14 protein-coding genes and 1 pseudogene are annotated in these 17291 nt (G+C 65.2%); 8 read left to right on the top strand and 7 right to left on the bottom strand.

The window, feature by feature from the left end; genetic code table 11:
* Positions 1–15: 15 nt before the first annotated feature.
* The 3 genes from I6F31_RS31170 to I6F31_RS31180 all read right to left on the bottom strand — a co-directional run bounded on the left by I6F31_RS31170 (position 16) and on the right by I6F31_RS31180 (position 2905).
* The gene (locus I6F31_RS31170; RefSeq protein WP_225186616.1) at positions 16–252 is read right to left on the bottom strand and encodes an AbrB/MazE/SpoVT family DNA-binding domain-containing protein; all 237 of its coding nucleotides are present in this window, start codon (positions 250–252) and stop codon (positions 16–18) included.
* A gap of 74 nt (positions 253–326) precedes the next feature.
* Complete coding sequence (locus I6F31_RS31175; protein WP_225186631.1) at positions 327–1655, bottom strand: Spy/CpxP family protein refolding chaperone; 1329 nt, start codon at positions 1653–1655, stop codon at positions 327–329.
* A gap of 176 nt (positions 1656–1831) precedes the next feature.
* The gene (locus I6F31_RS31180; RefSeq protein WP_225114563.1) at positions 1832–2905 is read right to left on the bottom strand and encodes a LysM peptidoglycan-binding domain-containing protein; all 1074 of its coding nucleotides are present in this window, start codon (positions 2903–2905) and stop codon (positions 1832–1834) included.
* Between the two features lie 180 nt (positions 2906–3085).
* Here I6F31_RS31180 and I6F31_RS31185 point away from each other — a divergent pair, with 180 nt between their 5' ends.
* From I6F31_RS31185 to I6F31_RS31195, 3 genes and pseudogenes are all read left to right on the top strand, one after another.
* Positions 3086–3778: a hypothetical protein gene (locus I6F31_RS31185; RefSeq protein ID WP_225186617.1), complete on the top strand. Its 693-nt coding sequence runs from the start codon at positions 3086–3088 to the stop codon at positions 3776–3778.
* 137 nt (positions 3779–3915) lie between these two features.
* Complete coding sequence (locus I6F31_RS31190; RefSeq protein ID WP_225186618.1) at positions 3916–6579, top strand: EAL domain-containing protein; 2664 nt, start codon at positions 3916–3918, stop codon at positions 6577–6579.
* Between the two features lie 314 nt (positions 6580–6893).
* Positions 6894–10357: pseudogene (locus tag I6F31_RS31195) on the top strand (AAA family ATPase).
* Here the strand turns inward: I6F31_RS31195 and I6F31_RS31200 are convergent.
* The gene (locus tag I6F31_RS31200; RefSeq protein ID WP_225186619.1) at positions 10332–12512 is read right to left on the bottom strand and encodes a PAS domain S-box protein; all 2181 of its coding nucleotides are present in this window, start codon (positions 12510–12512) and stop codon (positions 10332–10334) included. The pseudogene I6F31_RS31195 and the gene I6F31_RS31200 overlap by 26 nt on opposite strands.
* Before the next feature lie 97 nt (positions 12513–12609).
* On the opposite strand from I6F31_RS31200, the gene I6F31_RS31205 reads away from it, so the two are divergent.
* A complete protein-coding gene (locus tag I6F31_RS31205) occupies positions 12610–12786 on the top strand; it encodes a hypothetical protein (RefSeq protein ID WP_225114568.1) in 177 nt (58 codons plus the stop codon).
* Between the two features lie 31 nt (positions 12787–12817).
* On the opposite strand, the gene I6F31_RS36565 is transcribed toward I6F31_RS31205, so the two are convergent.
* The gene (locus tag I6F31_RS36565) at positions 12818–12940 is read right to left on the bottom strand and encodes a hypothetical protein (RefSeq protein WP_260345449.1); all 123 of its coding nucleotides are present in this window, start codon (positions 12938–12940) and stop codon (positions 12818–12820) included.
* A 99-nt stretch (positions 12941–13039) separates the two neighbouring features.
* On the bottom strand, positions 13040–13216 hold the full coding sequence (locus I6F31_RS31210) for a hypothetical protein (RefSeq protein ID WP_156447317.1): 177 nt from the start codon (positions 13214–13216) through the stop codon (positions 13040–13042).
* Between the two features lie 148 nt (positions 13217–13364).
* Here I6F31_RS31210 and I6F31_RS36570 point away from each other — a divergent pair, with 148 nt between their 5' ends.
* From I6F31_RS36570 to I6F31_RS31225, 4 genes are all read left to right on the top strand, one after another.
* Complete coding sequence (locus I6F31_RS36570; protein ID WP_260345447.1) at positions 13365–13496, top strand: hypothetical protein; 132 nt, start codon at positions 13365–13367, stop codon at positions 13494–13496.
* A gap of 255 nt (positions 13497–13751) precedes the next feature.
* Positions 13752–14777 carry a lactonase family protein gene (locus I6F31_RS31215; RefSeq protein ID WP_225114569.1) on the top strand — a complete coding sequence of 342 codons (1026 nt, stop codon included), beginning with the start codon at positions 13752–13754 and terminating at the stop codon, positions 14775–14777.
* A gap of 68 nt (positions 14778–14845) precedes the next feature.
* Positions 14846–15016 (top strand): hypothetical protein, encoded by a 171-nt coding sequence (locus I6F31_RS31220; RefSeq protein ID WP_167361671.1) that lies wholly within the window; start codon positions 14846–14848, stop codon positions 15014–15016.
* A 213-nt stretch (positions 15017–15229) separates the two neighbouring features.
* Positions 15230–16123 (top strand): HlyD family efflux transporter periplasmic adaptor subunit, encoded by an 894-nt coding sequence (locus I6F31_RS31225; protein ID WP_036015950.1) that lies wholly within the window; start codon positions 15230–15232, stop codon positions 16121–16123.
* Between the two features lie 117 nt (positions 16124–16240).
* On the opposite strand, the gene I6F31_RS31230 is transcribed toward I6F31_RS31225, so the two are convergent.
* Positions 16241–17089, bottom strand: coding sequence for a caspase family protein (locus I6F31_RS31230; protein ID WP_036015927.1), 849 nt, complete (start codon positions 17087–17089; stop codon positions 16241–16243).
* Between the last annotated feature and the right edge of the window lie 202 nt (positions 17090–17291).

The following is a 17291-nucleotide window of genomic DNA, read 5'->3' on the forward strand; positions in this document are numbered from 1 at the left end:
TGTCAAAGAACGCGATCACCGCTCGTTCGCCTCGTCCCGATCGAATTTGTAGCCGGCAGGCAAGGCCGCCCAATTGCGCGCCTCCATGTTCTCGATCGCACGCCGACGCTGCTCCGCCTTGGTCTCGATTTCGATCGCGCCTTTGCGAGTGGCCACGATATCGATTTCGTCGCCCTCCTTGAGGCCGAGTTCATCAACTAGCGCTTTGGGCAGGCGCACTGCGAGGCAGTTGCCCCATTTGGAAACCAGCACCAGCACCCTCCGTGATGTGCATCCCTATCTGCATATCATAGGGAGATATGATGGCATTCCAAGCTGGCGTCCCCTCACGCCCCTCGCTTTGGCCCGATCGCCTCGAATCCGGCCTTTTGCTCGTCGCTGAGATCGGCCTGGAAATCGTCGAGCGCGTCGGCGATGGCGCCGACGGCTTGCAGCATGGTCTGCAGCCGCGCCTTCACGGCGGCGAGGCGGGCCTGCGCCGTTGCAGCGGGTTCTGTCGGACAGGCGCTGAGCGTCTGCATGGTGCGGAGCGTGGTGTCCTGCAGCACCTCGAAGCGGGCGCGGGCGACCTCGTCGAGTTGGAGCGTGGTGGCGATGTCGGCGGCGGGCCATTGCTGCTGGAGCAGCTGCTCGTATTGGCGCTGGGCGTTCTCGTCGGAAACAGGATCGTAGTCCGCCTGGCAGGCCTTGACCGCCTGCGCGTCCTTGGGTGCGTCTTTGGGAGCGTTCTTTTCAGCGTTCTTGCTCGCGTTCTTGATATCGTTCTTGTCAGCATTTTTGGACTGGTAGGACGCCAGCGCGGCGCGACGCTCATTGGCTAAGGCGTTGAGCCGGGCTTTCTGGTCGTCATTGAGCAGGCCGACGAATTTCGACAACGGCGCTTCCATGGTGTCGATGGCCTTGATCATGGCCTCGACACGCTCGCGCATCAGGCCGAGGCGCTCCGCCGCATTCCCTGGCGTTTGCGCCGGGCAGGCGGTGCGGATGGTGTCGCGCGCGGCAAGCCAGGCGGATGAGAGTTCGTCGAGCGCGGTGCGCTGAGCTTCGTTCGGCGCAACGGCGCTCGCGACGCGCTCGACCGGCAGGCCGCCGGTATCGCTGGCCTCGCACAGCGTCTCCGCGGTCGGGACCTTTCGCGCGCGACGGCCTTGCGGCACGGTGTAGGCGGCAAGCTCGGTGGCGGCATAGGGCGTGAACAGCGCGGCATAGATATCGCCGTAGCCGTAGAGCGAGAGGCTGGTGGTGTCGCCGAAGACGATCGCGTTGGTGAGATCGTCATGGGCGAACGGCCAGAACACCGGGCCGACCCAGCCATAGCTGCCATCGGGATGACGCCACCAGCCCTGCGGGCGGCGGCCGCCTTGCCAGCCCGCCAGCGCAGCCTGCGCCGTGAGGGCCGCACGGATCACGTAAGGGTTCGACAGCTGGCTGCGGTCGGCCCCGCGCGGGTCCTGCGACCTCAGCGCAGCTGACCGGTAGCGGCCGCCGCGCACCGCCATGCGGGAATGGCGCAGGCGCGACAGGCCGATCACGTGGCCGACGGCGAAGCGCGCAACCCCGACCGGACCGCCGCGCAAGCCGAACTGCGCCTCGGCTCTGTCAGGCAGCAGCACTGTTGCAACCACCAGGACCGCGCCAGCCAGCGCCAGTCCCATGCGCCCCGACAGGATTTTTGACCTGACGACTGGTATGGCCACGTCTTGTTCGGCCACGTCTTGGCCCTCCCTCCCGCGCCAGGCGCGCAATGCGTCGCATCACGAAGACGCGCGAGGGAACCGAATGTTCCAGAGAGACACAGGACAATGCGTCGCAACGCGCCGGCCGTGCCGTGTCACTCCGCCTTTTGCGGCATCACGAAGGTCTGGCCGGGATAGATCAAGTTGGGATTCTGGATCTTGTCGCGGTTAGCGTTGAAGATCACGGCGTAGCGGGAACCGTCGCCGTAAGCGAGCCGGCTGAGCGCCCACAGGCTGTCGCCGCGGGCGATGATCCGGCTGCCGCCGGCCTCGGCCGGCGCGGCGGTGAGCGCCTCCGCCGGCGAGGCCGATGCAACCACGGTGGCCCTCGGCGCCTGCGCGAAGGCCTTGGGTTTCGGTGCGCCGATCAGTTTCGGCCGGGCCGCTTGCCTGTCGGGCACCGACGCCAGCCGCGGCGAGGCCGACGGCAGCGCGGCGACGACATCCGATTTGTCGTCGGGCTTCTCGGCCGGCTTGGCCTCCTGCTTCGCAACCGGCGGCATGCGCACGGGCGGCGGCGCAGCCGCGGCGATTGTGACCGGCATGGTCCGGCCGGATTCGGTGACCGTGCCGTCCGGCGCCCTGGCGCGGAGCGTCAGGTCATATGAGCCGGCCGGCAGCTGCGGCGGGGTCATCACGAATTGGCCCGAGGCGTCGGCGACCACGCTGTCGAGCGGCTTGCCGTCGCGCAGCAGCTCGACCCGCGCACCCGGCGTGGCGCGGCCGGCAATCACCGCCGCCTCGCCGTGATCGTCGATGCGGGCGACGTCGAAACGGGGGCCGGCATCTGCAGCCGGCGCCGGCGGCTTGACCGGCACGAGGTCACCGAGCGCGGCCACCTGCTTCTGGGTCTCGGCCAGCGCGCCCGCCTTCGGCTCGGGTGCAGGCGGCGCGCTGTCGACGAGCTTCGGCTGTTCCGGCTTCAGCTCTGGCTTGGATTCAGGCTTGGACTCAGGCTTGAACTCCACCTTGGGCTCGACCTTGGCTTCAAGCTTGGGCTCGACCTTGGCTCCGACCTGGGGTTCGACCTTGGCCTCCGGCTTGGCGGCGACGGTGACCTTCGTCCCATCAGGCAGCAGGCGGCGCAGCTCGGTCGGGCCGATCACCAGCGCGGTGCCGACCAGCGCGAGCAGACAGAAGGCAATGAAGGCCTTGGAGGCGGTGATCATTTGAAAAGGACCTTGGGTGGCAAATCAGCCGAGGCCGGCAAGGTGCGCCGATTTGGCTGCCGCAGCAAGACTGTCGATAGGATTATGCTTCCGTCCAGGCGCGCGGGATGAACCGGCGCGACCACGCGGGTGTCCAAGTATCAAGGCCGCCTGGCGGCATTCTTCAAGGGAATTCCTCCCGTGACCGTATTCTCCCGTGCCGCGGGATCCCTAGCGGTTGCTCTGACGCTGGCCGCTGCACCCGCTTTGGCCGCCTCCGGCCCGCCGCCCGGCTTCACGCTTTCCGACGATGCCGATCTCGCCTTCACCTCGCCCGACGGCGCCACCAGGCTCGAGCAGTATATGAAGGAGGACGAGGATTTCGACATCAAGTGGCAGGTCTGGGCGCGACGCGGCGGGGAGATGCGCGAGTTGAAGCCCGAGCAAGGCTATCCGGCCGGCTTCCGTTTCACGGCCGACTCGCAATGGCTGGTGCGGATGCAGAAGACCGGCTCGGGCGAGCAGGACCTCTTCCTCTATCATTTCGAGAACGGCAGCTTCGTAAACGCGACCAAGACGTCGCTCGGCGATCTGGCCTGGGCCTACTTCCGCAGCCGGCCCGACACCAAGAGCATGAAGCTCGACTATCACATCACGGCGAATCTGGTGAAGGGCACCGAAGATGCGTATCGCTGGCTCGGCGTCGACTGGACCAACAACCGCTATCTCCTGATCTCGCTGTCGGGCGAGATGGACAAGCCTCCGAAGAACGGCGCGGTGAAGGGCCTTGCGGATTGGAAATGCCGCTATGACCTCGCGACCGGCAAGTTCGATGTGCCGAAGATGTTCGCCAAGGGCAACGCGGCAGCCTTGAGGTGGGAAATCAGGCGGTGAGGTCCTGCGGTCTCGCCGCGGTCTCCTGTACGATGGAACCAACCCTCTGATTCCATTCCGATTCATATTTTCCTAACCGTCAATGGTAACCGGGTCTTGTCGGTTTTGCTGCATCTTGCATCCCACGGGAGGGCTGGATGGGCGCATCGATCCGATGGACCGCGCGAACGCGCGCGTTGCTCCGCCGTTGGCGCGGAGCGCCGCTGACGTGGCTGATCGCCGGCGGCTTCGTGCTGATGCTTGCGACCGCCATCGGCACCGCGCTCACGGTCGACCGTTTCCGGCAGAATGCCATCGAGAGCGGCCGCGACAGCTTGGAAAACGCCGTCCGCATGCTCGCCCGGCATTTCGACCGGCAGTTCGAGGACTTTGCGGTGCTGCAGAAGAGCATCATCGCCGAGCTCGAGAGCCACGGCATCCAGTCCGCCGAAATCTTCCGCAGCGAGATGGGCACGCTCGCCGTGCACGAGGTGCTGCGCGCGAAAGCCAGCGGCTGGTCCGACGTCGCCGGCGCCAATGTGTTCGATTCCAGGGGCGTGCTGATCAACTCGTCGCGGCAATGGCCGGTCGCCGATATCTCGATCGCCGATCGCGGCTATTTCAACCGTCTCAAGGACGATCCGGCTGCGCAAGAGGAAGTGGAGGTCGTGCCCGGCCGGCTCGGCAACGGACCGGCGATCGTGTTCGCGCGGCGCATCTCCGGCCCGCACGGCGAATTCCTCGGGCTGGTCTCGCGCGCGATCACGCCCGAGCAGCTCGAATCCTTCTTCGCCTCGACCGGGCTCGGCGAGGATTCCTCGATCGCGATGCACCACCAGAACGGCCAGCTGCTCGCCCGCATTCCACACGTCGAAGCGATGATCGGGCAGAACTTCCGCACCGGCACGCTGGAGCAAATGGCGGTGTTCGAGCGCACCTTCGTCACCACCCAGCTCGCAAGCCCGATCGACGGCAAGGACCGCATCGTCGCCTCGCGCCTGCTCACCGGCGAGCCGCTGGTCGTGGTCGCGACCAAGTCGCTCGATGCGACGCTGGCGACCTGGCGCACACAGACGAAATTCTTCGTCACCATTGCCGCGCTGTCGATCGGCCTGTTGGTGCTCACGCTGTTTCTGATCTTCCGCCAGGTGACGCACCGCCTGTCGCTCGAGAAGCAGCGGCTCGACACCGCGATGAACACGATGACGCAAGGCCTGTTGATGTTCGATCAGGACGAGCGGCTGATCGTCTGCAACCGCCGCTACATCGAGATGTACGGGCTCTCTGTCGCCGTGGTGAAGCCCGGCGTCCACTTCCGCGACGTGATCCGGCACCGCCGGGACACCGGCTCGTTCGAGGGCGACGTCGAGGCCTATTGCGACGACATCCTGAGCAATGTCGGCCGCACCAAGAGCGCGATCGTCGAAACCGCCGACGGCCGCCTGATCGAGATCAAGAACCAGCCGGCCGCTGCCGGCGGCTGGCTCGCCACCCATGACGACGTCACCGAGCGAATCCGCGCCGACGAGCGCATCGCCCATCTGGCGCATTACGACGCCCTCACCGATCTGCCCAACCGCGTGCTGCTGCGCGGGCATCTGGAACGCCGCGTCGCCGAGCTCGCGCAAGGCAAGCCATTCGCGATCCTCTATATCGACGTCGACGAGTTCAAGGGCGTCAACGATTCGCTCGGACACGAGGTCGGCGACGAACTGCTGCGCCAGGTGGCGAACCGCCTGCGCGCCTGCGTCAGCGGCAACGACATGGTCGCGCGGCTGGGCGGCGACGAATTCGCCATCGTCAAGGCCGGCACCTCCGATCCGGCCGAGCTGACGGCACTGGCGGAAACCATCCTCAAGGCGTTGCGCGCACCCGTGGATTGCAGGGGGCACGAGGTTCCGACCGATGCCAGCATCGGCATCGCCGTCGCGCCCGACCACGGCGACAATCTCGACGATCTGCTCAAGCGCGCCGATCTGGCGATGTATGCGGCGAAGTCGGAAGGCCGCCGCACCTTCCGCCTGTTCGTGCCCGAATACGACGCCAAGGCGCGGCAGCGCCGCCAGCTCGAGCTCGATCTGCGCCAGGCGCTCGCACGCGGCGAGTTCGAGGTGCACTACCAGCCGCTGGTCGACCTCACCGCCAATGTCGTCACCGGCTGCGAGGCCTTGCTGCGCTGGCGCCATCCCGAGCGCGGCATGGTTTCGCCGGCGGAGTTCATCCCGGTCGCCGAAGACACCGGCCTGATCGGCGAGATCGGCGAATGGGTGCTGAAGCAGGCCTGCGTCGAGGCTGCCTCGTGGCCGGGCCGGATTCATATCGCGGTCAACGTGTCGCCGGTCCAGTTCCGCTCGCGCACGCTGGCGCTCAAGGTCGCCGCCGCCCTCGCGGAGTCCGGGCTCGCGCCGGGCCGGCTCGAGCTCGAGATCACCGAGACGGTGCTGATCCGCGACGACGAGGAGGCGCTGGCGATCCTGCAGCAGCTGCGCGAGCTCGGCGTGCGCATCGCGCTCGACGATTTCGGCACCGGCTATTCGTCGCTCAGCTATCTGCACCGCTTCCCGTTCGACAAGATCAAGATCGACCGCAGCTTCATCAGCGACATCGGTCAGTCCGAGGACTCCTCGCCGATCGTGCAGGCCGTGGTGCGCATGGCCGCCGCGCGCCATATGGCGACCACCGCCGAAGGCGTCGAGACCGAAGCGCAAGCCGAGGTGCTGCGCCAGCTCGGCTGCAGCCAGATGCAGGGCTGGCTGTTCAGCCCGGCGGTACCGGCGACGAAGCTGAAGCAGCTGCTGGCGGCGCAGGCGGTCGCGGCCTAGCCGGCGACGCCACGTCTGGCCCGGATGTCCGCTGCGAGGAAAGCGGCGCCGCTGAGTGTTTGGTTCGAGGTCGTGCGGCGATTTGACAATCAGCGACCGACAGCTATCAATTCATTGAATTCTGCGCACCTGGCTCGTCGAAATGGTGAGCCGCCGATCCGCCTCATTTTCGAGACGCGGGCAAGAAACGCTCAAAATGCCGATGGTTTGCCTCCATTGGCCGCCGCAACGAAGAGTCGCATCGAGTCCCAATCCAAGCGCAAACCACAGGCATTTTGGAGCCACTCAGCGCAATTTGAACCAGGGATTTCTGCATGCCGAATGATGAGTCGAGGACGGGGACGGAGCGTCTGAGACACTGGCTTGAAAGCGTTGGGCTCAGCCAATACACGGACCTCTTCGTCCGCCATCGCATCGATCTCGACATCCTGCCCCACCTGACCGAACCGGATCTGGCACAGATTGGACTGCCGCTCGGAGACCGCAAGCGGCTTCAGCGTGCAACGGCGTCCCTTTCCGGAATGGCCGCGCCAGCCGCGGGCCACACATTGCCCGCTACGGCAATCGTTGCGGAACGTCGCCAGCTCACCACGATGTTCTGCGACATGGTCGATTCCACCGCGCTCTCCGCACAGTTCGATCCCGAGGACGTGCGTGACATGATCGCGAGCTTTCGCGAAACCTGCGTGGGTGTGGTCAAACACTATGAAGGATTTGCCGCCCGCTTCGTCGGCGACGGCATCCTGGTCTATTTCGGCTACCCGAAGGCGCATGAGGACGATGCCGAGCGAGCGGTGCGGGCTGGTCTCGAGATCGTGCGGACATTGTCGACCGCGCCCGCGATCGAGCCGCTGGGTGCGCTCAACCATGCGCCCGCCGTCCGGATCGGCATCGCGACGGGACTGGTGGTCGTGGGCGACTTGGTCGGCCAGGGGACCGAGGAGCGCGATTCCGCGGTCGGCGAGACCGTCAATCTGGCGGCGCGATTGCAGGGCCTGGCGCCGCCGAACGGGGTGGTCATCTCGTCGTCGACGCAGTCGCTGTTGAAGGGAAAGTTCGACTATCGCAATCTCGGGGTCCATGCACTCAAGGGCATAGCCGGAAGAACACAGGCGTGGCATGTGGTACGGCCGTCGCGCGTGGAGACCCGCTTTGCCGCAGCCATCGGCTCCCGGCTGACGCCACTCGTCGATCGCGACGACGAGATCACGGTTCTGCTCGGCCGCTGGGAGCAGGCCAAGGCGGGCGACGGCCAAGTCGTGGTGCTGTTCGGGGAGCCGGGCATTGGCAAGTCGCGCATCGTCCAGGAAATCTTCGTGCGGATTGCGGGGGATCGGCACGGGCATGTCTCGTTCCAGTGTTCGCCCTACTACAGCTCGACGGCGTTCCATCCCTTCATCGAGCAGCTCAAATTTGCCCTGGGCCTCGACCGCGACGATGCTTCGGCCTCGTCTCTGTCGAGTCTCGAGCGGACCGTTGCGGCCGCGCATGGCGACATCGAGCAGATGACGCCGCTCTTTGCGGCGCTGCTGTCGATCCCGACCGGAGGTCGCTATCCTCCGCTCGATCTGTCGCCGCAGCAGCAAAAGGACGCCATCGTCTCCGCCCTCATCAATCATCTCCTGGGCCTCGCGCACGATCAGCCGCTGGTGATCGCCTTCGAGGACGCCCATTGGATCGATCCGACATCCCGGGAGGTCATCGATCTGCTGGTGGAGCGGGTCCAGTACACGCCCATTCTCGTCGTCATCACCTGCCGTTCCGAATTCAAGCCGAGCTGGAGCGCTCACTCTCACATCACGACGCTGGTGCTGAACAGGCTGAGCCGGCAGCAGCGGACGACCTTGGTCGAGCGGGTTGCCGGCAGCCGCAAAATGCCGAAGGAAGTCGTCGAGGACATCATCGTCAAGACCGACGGCGTGCCGCTGTTCGTCGAGGAGCTGACCAAAGCCGTTCTCGAAAGCGACCTTCTGACCGAGGAACGCGGAAACTATGTGCTCTCCGGTTCGTGGCGACCGCTGGCAATCCCGGCGACGCTGATGGATTCGCTGATGGCGCGTCTGGATCGGCTGGGCCCGTTCAAGAGGGTCGCACAGATCGGAGCCACCATCGGCCGGCAGTTCTCCTACGAGATGCTGAACGCTGTCGCCTCCGTACCAGCCGACCAGATCGAGGCGGCGCTCGATCGCCTGGAGGAGGCAGGGCTGATCGTCCGGCTGGGCCATCCGCCGGATGCGCTCTACTCGTTCAAGCACGTGATGATCCAGGATGCAGCGCATGCGAGCCTGTTGCGCAGCGAGAGGAGACGGCTCCACGCGCGGATCGCGTCGGTGCTGGCTCAGAACTATCCGGAAAAGACCGAGCGCGAGCCGGAGCTTCTCGCCTATCATCTGACCGAATCCGATCAAAGCCAGCCGGCTGCAGCTTCCTGGATCAAGGCCGGCAGGCACGCCGCAAGGTTGGGAGCCTATTTGGAAGCGATCGGCCACCTGCGCCGTGGCCTAGCGGTCGTCCTCGGCAGTCCCGAGATGCCCGACCGCGATGAAATGGAGCTGGAGCTTCGCATTGCGCTGGGTAACGCGCTGATCGCTGCCAAAGGTTACGGCACACAGGAGGTGGAAGACAATTTTGCCCGAGCCTCGAGCTCGGACGGCAGCTCGATGATGAAGACAAGGTGCTAGCGGCGATAAGAGGCCTTTGGATGCACCACTTCATTCGGGCTGACCTGACCAAGGCGCATGGTCTGAGTGCCGCACTCCTGAAATTCGCCAAACGGGAACGCCCGAGCGAGTTGCTGTCGAAGCAGACGCTGTACCTCGTGGAGGCCCACAGGTCGATCGCGGCGACCATGCTTTACCGCGGGCGGTTTCTGGCGGCGCAACATCATCTTCGTCGCTCCATCGAACTCGATGATCCGGTTCTGCATCGCGGTTCGGCGGAAAGGCTCCTCAATCCAGGCGTCATGTCGATGTCGTACCTCGGATACCTGCTATGGTTCCTGGGGCAGCCCGACACCGCGCGGCAGCACAGCGAGCAGGCGATTTCCGATGCCGAGCAAATGCGCCATCCTTTTACGCTGGCATTCGCGCAAGTGTTTGGCGCGTACCTTTGTCAGCATCTGCGCGACGTCACGGGCACCAGAGATTATGCCAGCCGCGCGATGACCATTTCATCGCAACACGGCTTTCTGCATTGGAAGCAACAGGCCACCATTCTGCATGGATGGGCGCTGACCGAGCTCGGGGACATGGATGCAGGTCTGAGCGAAATGCGCACGGGCGTCGAGGGTTATGAGGCGCAGAATTCCTGGCTCGCCAGTTGCTGGTTCAGATGCCTCCTCGCGCAAGGCTATGCGAGGGCCGGTCTGTCGGAAGCGGCCTTGCGCGCGCTCGATGGTGCCTTGACGGTCGCGAAGAGGACGGGCGATCACTTCTATCTGGCGGAGATCTACCGCCTGCAAGGGGAGTTCATCCGGGCCCATGCCGGACCAGCGGCCGACTCCGAGGAATTGTTCGTGCAGTCGCTGGAAGTCGCGCGCGGACAGAATGCCCGCTCGTGGGAGCTGCGGACAGCCGTCAGCCTGGCCCGCCTCTGGCGAGATTCCGACAAGCTTGAGCAGGCGGTGGACCTGCTTGTGCCTGTTGTCGGCAGGCTCCGTGAAGGGCTCGTCATGCCGGACGTGAAAGAAGCCATCGCGCTCGCAAGCGAGCTCGATATGCTGTCATCCAGAGATCAGCCATGGATCGCGCGAATCAATTCGATCCGACAGTGCCCGTGACCGGCATCGACATGCGACAGCGCACGCCGCCCGGTTCGAAGGCGAGATCGAACTCGCCGCCGAGGTCCGCCTCGACACAGCGCTCCATCAGCCGCGTGCCGAAGCCGCGGCGCATGGGCGGCGTGACTTTCGGCCCGCCGGATTCCACCCATTCATAATCGAGAATGGTGCCGTGCCCGGCATTCCGCAGGCTCCATCGCATCAAGAGCGTCCCATCCGGCGCCGACAAGGCACCGTACTTTGTCGCATTGGTCAGGAGCTCGTTGAGAACCATCGTAAAGCTGAGCGCCGAGCGCGCATTGAGCGCGACGGGGGGACCTTCCATCCTGATCCGGCCATCCTCCGCAACAGCCGCCGTGATGTCTTCGACGAGCCGCTGGAGCGGCGCGTCCTGCCACTTGCGCTCGGTCAAGAGATCATGCGCACGAGAGAGCGCCAGCAACCGTCCCTCGAAGGTTCGATTGAAGTCGTCCAGACTGCTGGTATGGCGCGCGGTCTGGCCGGCGAGCGATTGCACCATCGCCAGGGTATTCTTGACGCGATGATTGAGCTCATCAATCAGGAGGGTTTGCGCCATTTCCGCGCGCTTGCGTTCGGTGATGTCGACCAGCATGTTGACTGCACCGATCAGCCTGCCCCCCGAATCGAATAGCGGCGTCGGATAGGGAATGAACGGCACGCGCGTGCCGTCCGGTCGCTCCGCAACAGCCTCCACTCCACGCACGGGCCGCCCCTCCCGGAGCGCGATCGCCATCGGACATTGGTCGTGCGGCAGAGGCGTGCCGTCGGGCCAATAGAGCTTCCAGGTCACGCACCATTCGTCGCCGGGCAGCGGCGTGCGCCCGGCCATCTCGACGGCGGTCTTGTTGTAGAAGGTGATGCGGCCGTTTGCGTCGGTGGTGTAGAGTGCGGCGGGCAGCGCCTCGAGCAGATCGCGCATATGCTGCTCGCTCTCGCGAATCCGATCCTGCAATCGCTTGGCTTCCGTGACGTCGTGACTGACGCGAACGCCGTAGCGGAAGCGTCCCGCGCTGTCCGTGACCGAAGAGCTGAAGATCTCGAGATAACGCACGCTGCCGTCGGGGCGCAGGGCGCGCTTGCGGCAGGTGTAGCTTGGAATCTCGCCACGGACCTGTTGCTCATAGAGGGCAAGATCCGCGGCGCAATCGTCGGGATGAGTATAGTCGGAAAAGCTCATCCCCAGCAGCTCCTCACGGGATCTCCCGGTGATCTCGCTCAGATAATCGTTGACCCGGAGCAGCCGCCCATGTTCATCGGCCTCGGCGATGCCGACCTTGGCCGCTTGGTAGGTTGCAGCGAGGCGAGTCTCGCTCGCCTCGCGCGCCAGCTCGGCCACGTGCAGCCCGGTGACGTCAGTTGTAAAGCAGCGCGTGCTGACGAACTTGCCGTGCTCGACACGACTGTTGGAGGTGATCAATACGTGCTTGATCGAGCCGTCCTTCGCGCGCAGGCGGGCGGGATAGCGGTCCAGCCTTTCGCCACAGGAGAGTCGGTGAAGAATGTCGCCGATGACGGGGGCGTCCGCGTGAAATTCGGCCACATGGTGACCGATATACTCTTCGGCGCTGTAGCCCAGCAGATCGAGCTCGGCCTGATTGGCCCTGCGAATGATGCCGTCGCCACCCACGATATGGAGTCCGACCGCACTGTTCTCGAAGAAGTCCTCGAGATCCTTGGTCTTTGCACGAACCTCTTCCTCGATCTTCTTGCGATCTGAAACGTCCTGAAAGCAATTGATTGCGCCCTGGATGCGGCCGGCATGATCGCGCAGGGGACGGATGTTCACGAGTGCAGTGATCCGCGAGCCGTCCGGCCGTTCGATCATGACCTCCGTGTTACGCGCGGGGAGGCCGAGCCGGACCGCATTGGCCATGGGGCACTCGGAATGCGGAAGCAGGGTGCCGTCCATCCTGTAGAGACGATGCGACCCGCAGAACTTTTCGACGGAACCAAGCTCTGGAGTTCTGCCCCACAACTCCGCGGCTTCGCGGTTGTAGGTCACGAGCCCGCCTTCGCTATCGCAGACATAGACCGCGCCCGGAATGGCCTCGAGCGCACCCGGAGCCGCCGCTACCAGGGCCTCGAACTCGGTCAGCTTGCGGGCAGAGAGCGGAAATTCCTCGACATTCGACATACATAGCCCCGACGTGCCGCAGGCGGGCGCCTACGCAATCAGCTTGAACGCATCGAAGCCCAGAGCGTTCCAAGGCCCGCCAACCGCTGGTTGAGACTTGGCGGCGCCGAGTGCGGTCAAAGCGTCCGCGAGCGGCGCTTCGACAGTCGGGCCTCACCCCTGTTGTGCCGACGCCGACGGCACGGCGCTCGACGACGGGCGCACCATGGTCTGGCCCTATTACGTCAACGGCCGCCCCAAGATCCGCTGCTTCATGCCCGGCAGCATGACGTGATCCGGAACGGGCTCGGCAAGGTAAGAGAAGCTCACATCGATTGTCGGGCCGCCCGCACTTCGGCGAATTCGGCGTCGGGGTGGCTGACGATGGTGGCGACCATGATGCCGCTGATGATCAGCGACCAGGCGGTGTTCCAACAGATCCAAAACACGAGCCAGCCTCCCTTTTCCCTCTCTCGCGCCCCGAGCTAACGGCAGAGCGATGCCGCCCTTCCCGGCGCGGGGCCTGCCGCGAGGGCGGCGGCAAGGAACTATTTTGGTTTGGTCGGCGGCGCCGCCCGATCGGTTTGGCCGGTGTGGCGCTTTGCCACGACATCCGCATCGCGCTCGCCCTCGTGCGGGCGCGGCGGAAGCTTGGGCTGGCCGGCTTGACCGCCATGCTTGCCGCCCATGTCGGGCTTGCCTTCGAGATCGTTTGCGCGGGACATGTCGGTTCAATGCGTTCGCAGCGCATTGGTTCGCGACAGCATCGGCCGTTTTCGCCCTGTGAACGGCCTCATAGAACCGCCGCTCTTTGCAGTGCAGGATCGCTGACGCGGCCCTTGGCCTCGCGGCTTGCACCGATGGATTGGCCTGATGCGAAAACGACTCATCCTCTGGACCCTCATGACCTCCGCCCTGGTCGCGATCACCGTGTGGACTATGCTCGGGCCGCCGGACCAGCCGTCCGGGTTGCGTCTGCCCTCCCGAACCGCAGCGGCGCGCTGACCCGGCATCCCGCGACCGATGCGATTTCGGCATCGATCGATCCCCATTGGATTTTGGTGCGGCGTCGCTCCGCCCGCTATGCTCGCGGCAAAAACGATAATGCCGCGAGCCGGCTTTCAGGAGGAGCCCATGTCGAGACCGATGTCGAGACCGATGTCGAGACCGATCCGACGCATCGCATCGCGCGCGCCACGCGCTGCGATCGCCGCCGCCCTGTTCGCTTCGCTTACCCTCATTTCTGGAGTCCGTGCCGGTATGGCCGAAACCTTCGCCTATGTCGGCAATGCCGACAGCAACGACATCAGCGTGTTCAAGATGAGCGAGAGCGGCGAGATGACGCTCGTGCAGACGGCCGCCTTCAAGGGCGTCGAAAAGCCGGGCTCCTCGACACCGCTCGCGATCACGCCCGACCACCGTACGCTGATTGCCGGAATCCGCTCGCAGCCCACTCTCGCGGTGAGCTTTGCGATCGATCCCAGGACGGGCGAGCTCAGCCATCTCGGCAACGGACCGCTCGCGGACAGCATGGCCCATATCGCCATCGACCGCAGCGGCAAGTACCTGTTCAGCGCCTCCTATGGCGGCAACAAGGTCGCGCTGAATCCGCTGCTTGGCAACGGGGTTGCCGGCGAGCCCAAGCAGGTGATCCCGACCGGGCTGAACGCGCACGCCTTCCTGCCTTCGCCCGACAACCGCTTCGCATTTGCGACCAATCTCGGCTCCGATCAGGTGCTGGCCTTCGCATTCGATGCCACGACCGGCACGCTGACGCCGAACGACCCGCCGGGGCGCAAGGTGCCGGAGAAATCGGGGCCGCGGCACTTCGTGTTTCATCCCGGCGGCAAGTTCGTCTATCTCCTCCACGAGCTGAACGGCGATGTCGCGGCCTTCACTTATGAAGCCAGGAGCGGCGCGTGGGACGAGATCCAGCGCACCACCGCGCTGCCGGAAGGGTTTTCGGGAAAACCTTGGGCGGCCGACATCCACATCACGCCGGACGGCCGCTTCCTCTACGCTTCCGAGCGCACCACCAGCACGCTCACCGCCTACAGGGTCGATGGCTCGAGCGGCAAGCTGACCACGATCGGCAGCGTGCCGACCGAGAAGCAACCGCGCGGCTTTCAGGTCGATCCAAGCGGCCGCTATCTCGCCGCGGTCGGCGAGCTCTCCGACAGCATGACGGTTCATGCCATCGACCAGGGCAGCGGCGCGCTGACCAAGCTGAAATCCTACCCCACCGGCAAGAAACCGAACTGGGTCGAGTTCCTGAAACTGCCGTGAGGAGCCATCGCCGACCTACGTAAACATCCGTAATTTCGCGAGGCCCGGCTTGGCGCCATATCTCGGTCATGGACCGGCAGATTGTCTTCAAATGCCCCCAGACGGGCCTGAACGTGCAGCATCGGCTTACCGACGAGCCGAGCGATCGCACGCACGTGTCGGTGTCGTGTCCGGCCTGCACGCGGCTGCATCTGATCGAGCGGGCCAGCGGCAAGCCGGTGGGTGAGCGGCGCCGCTGACGCCCGCCGCGCGCGACTCGAGCTCTTCGGAGCGAACCTGTTCTCCAATCCCGCGACTCATCAAAGACTTGCTTGTCAAAGACTTGCTTGCCGCGACTGCCGGCGGCGGCACGGCGTCCTGATTCGGGACGACGCGGCCGTAGTGCGGGCGGCGGCCATCTGCTATCGATTGGAGGCATAGCCCAAGTGGAATTTACCCAATTGGAATTTCCGATGCGTCATTTGCCCCGCGCCGTTGTTCGAAACCTGTGCCCCGCAGCCGTCGCCGGCCTGCTCGTCCTCAGCCCCCATCCGGCCGGCGCCGCCGATGACGACGCGCCGAAGGGGCCGGCGGTCACGGTGCTGAAGGTCGCGAAATCCTGCTTCTCCGACGTCGTCGAAGCCACCGGCACGATCATCGCGCGTGAGGAAACCTCGGTGCGGCCCGAGCGGCCCGGCCTGAAGGTCACGGACGTGCTGGCGGAAGCCGGCGACACCACCACCGCCGGCCAGGTGCTGGCCCGGCTGGCGCTGCCCGAAGGCGGCACGCTTCAGGTCACCGCGCCCGTGGCGGGGGTGATCGCGACCTCGACCGCGCAGATCGGCAACTTCGCCTCGGCCAAGGGCGAGGCGCTGTTCACGATCGTGGCGCGCAGCGAGTACGACCTCGTCGGCCTCGTGGCCACCACCGATGTGCGCAAGCTCGCGGTCAATCAGCAGGCCACCGTGCGGATCCCAGGTGGCGGCGACATCAGCGGCAAGGTGCGCCGCATCGGACCGACCGTCGAGCCGAACATCCAGCAGGGCATGGTCTACATCGGCATCTCCTCGCAGAAGCGGCTGCTGCTGAATGGGAGCGGGCGCGCGCTGATCAAGACCGGGCAGAGCTGCAACGTGGCGGTGCCGCTGACCGCCGTGCAATATTCGTCCGCCGGCACCGTGGTGCAGGTGATCCGCCGCAACCGCGTCGAGACCAAGCGTGTCGAGGTCGGCTTGATGTCCGGCGGCAATATCGAGGTCCGCGACGGCCTCAGCGAGGGCGACGTCGTCGTCGCCCGCGCCGGTGCCTTGCTGCGCGAAGGCGATCCGGTGCGTCCCGTGATGGCGAGCGCGGAAGCGGCGAAGTAGGAGCAACGTCGTAGGGTGGGTTAGCCGAAGGCGTAACCCACCTCTTTGCTCTCCAAGCTGACGCGAGAGAAGCGGTGGATTGCGCCTTCGGCTAATCCACCCTACAAGAGCCGCGAACTAACCGCCGGCTTCGCCGAAACGGACGTCTTCGAGCAGCGACGACGATACGGTCGGGACCTGGTCGCCTTCGCTGGCGCGGGAGATGGCGAGGCGGGTCTTGTTGAAGACGCTCTCGGCGCTGCCGGGCTTGCTGAGGTTGTTGAGGAACTCGCTGACCAGCACGCTGTGCTCGCCCTTCCCGTCGTCGACGACCTTGCCGGGCGAGGCGGAGGTGAGGATGAGCGCATTGTCGGACGCGCTGATCGGCGCGAGACCGTGGCTGTAGGAGCGGAAGCGGCGCTCGTAGGGATTGCGGCGGGAGGCGTCGACCACGACGAGCTTGGCCTTGGCGCCCTGCTCCTTCATCATCTCGAGCACGCCCTCGATCGACACGCCTTGGCGGCGGACGTCCTTTTCCTTCCAGATCACGGCATCGACCGGCAGCATGTAGCTCTCGCGGCCGGCCTGCACGCCGTAGCCGCCGAAGAACAGCATGACGACGCTGTCGCGGGTGATCCGCGACTTCAGGCGGCTCACGGCGCGGACCATGTCGTCGCGGGTCGCATCTTCCACCATGTCGACGTCGAAGCCGTTCTTGCGCAGGGACGAGGACAGCGCACGGGCGTCGTTGATCGACTGCGTCAGCGGCGCGCTGGCGTCGGGGTAATGTCCATTGCCGATGACTAGCGCCAGGCGCGAGCTCTGGCCGATCGAACCGGTGATCTGATCGGTCGAGACCGCCTTGGCGGCATCGATCGCACGCATGTTGAGAGCAGCATGGGCGCCGATCACCAGCGACACCGTGCCGATGAGGGCCGCGGCGAGGGCGATCGTACGTCTGGAAAGGTCGAGCTGCTTTAGATTCATCTCGCTTCGTTTCCTGTGCCAAAGACCTACCAAGCGCGCGCACACTGTTTGAGTAGCGCGATAGCGGCTTTAGGTTTGAGGGATTGGCCGGGGATGTGACCCCGAATTGCGCGCAATTTGCGGCGCCGCACCAAACAAACCCTTAACCGGATATAGGCCCTGGGGCAATAGATTGCTCAAAATTTGAACTAAGCGTCTAAAT

The organism is Bradyrhizobium sp. NBAIM01 (genome assembly GCF_020194115.1).
GTDB lineage: Bacteria > Pseudomonadota > Alphaproteobacteria > Rhizobiales > Xanthobacteraceae > Bradyrhizobium > Bradyrhizobium yuanmingense.

Bases quoted from the DNA above. Each gene is read 5' to 3' on its own strand.
- I6F31_RS31175 (WP_225186631.1), bottom strand. From the start codon at position 1,655: ATGGGACTGGCGCTGGCTGGCGCGGTCCTGGTGGTTGCAACAGTGCTG.
- I6F31_RS31180 (WP_225114563.1), bottom strand. From the start codon at position 2,905: ATGATCACCGCCTCCAAGGCCTTCATTGCCTTCTGTCTGCTCGCGCTG.
- I6F31_RS31190 (WP_225186618.1), top strand. From the start codon at position 3,916: ATGGGCGCATCGATCCGATGGACCGCGCGAACGCGCGCGTTGCTCCGC.
- I6F31_RS31200 (WP_225186619.1), bottom strand. From the start codon at position 12,512: ATGTCGAATGTCGAGGAATTTCCGCTCTCTGCCCGCAAGCTGACCGAG.
- I6F31_RS31210 (WP_156447317.1), bottom strand. From the start codon at position 13,216: ATGTCCCGCGCAAACGATCTCGAAGGCAAGCCCGACATGGGCGGCAAG.
- I6F31_RS36570 (WP_260345447.1), top strand. From the start codon at position 13,365: ATGCGAAAACGACTCATCCTCTGGACCCTCATGACCTCCGCCCTGGTC.
- I6F31_RS31215 (WP_225114569.1), top strand. From the start codon at position 13,752: ATGGCCGAAACCTTCGCCTATGTCGGCAATGCCGACAGCAACGACATC.
- I6F31_RS31220 (WP_167361671.1), top strand. From the start codon at position 14,846: ATGGACCGGCAGATTGTCTTCAAATGCCCCCAGACGGGCCTGAACGTG.
- I6F31_RS31225 (WP_036015950.1), top strand. From the start codon at position 15,230: ATGCGTCATTTGCCCCGCGCCGTTGTTCGAAACCTGTGCCCCGCAGCC.
- I6F31_RS31230 (WP_036015927.1), bottom strand. From the start codon at position 17,089: ATGAATCTAAAGCAGCTCGACCTTTCCAGACGTACGATCGCCCTCGCC.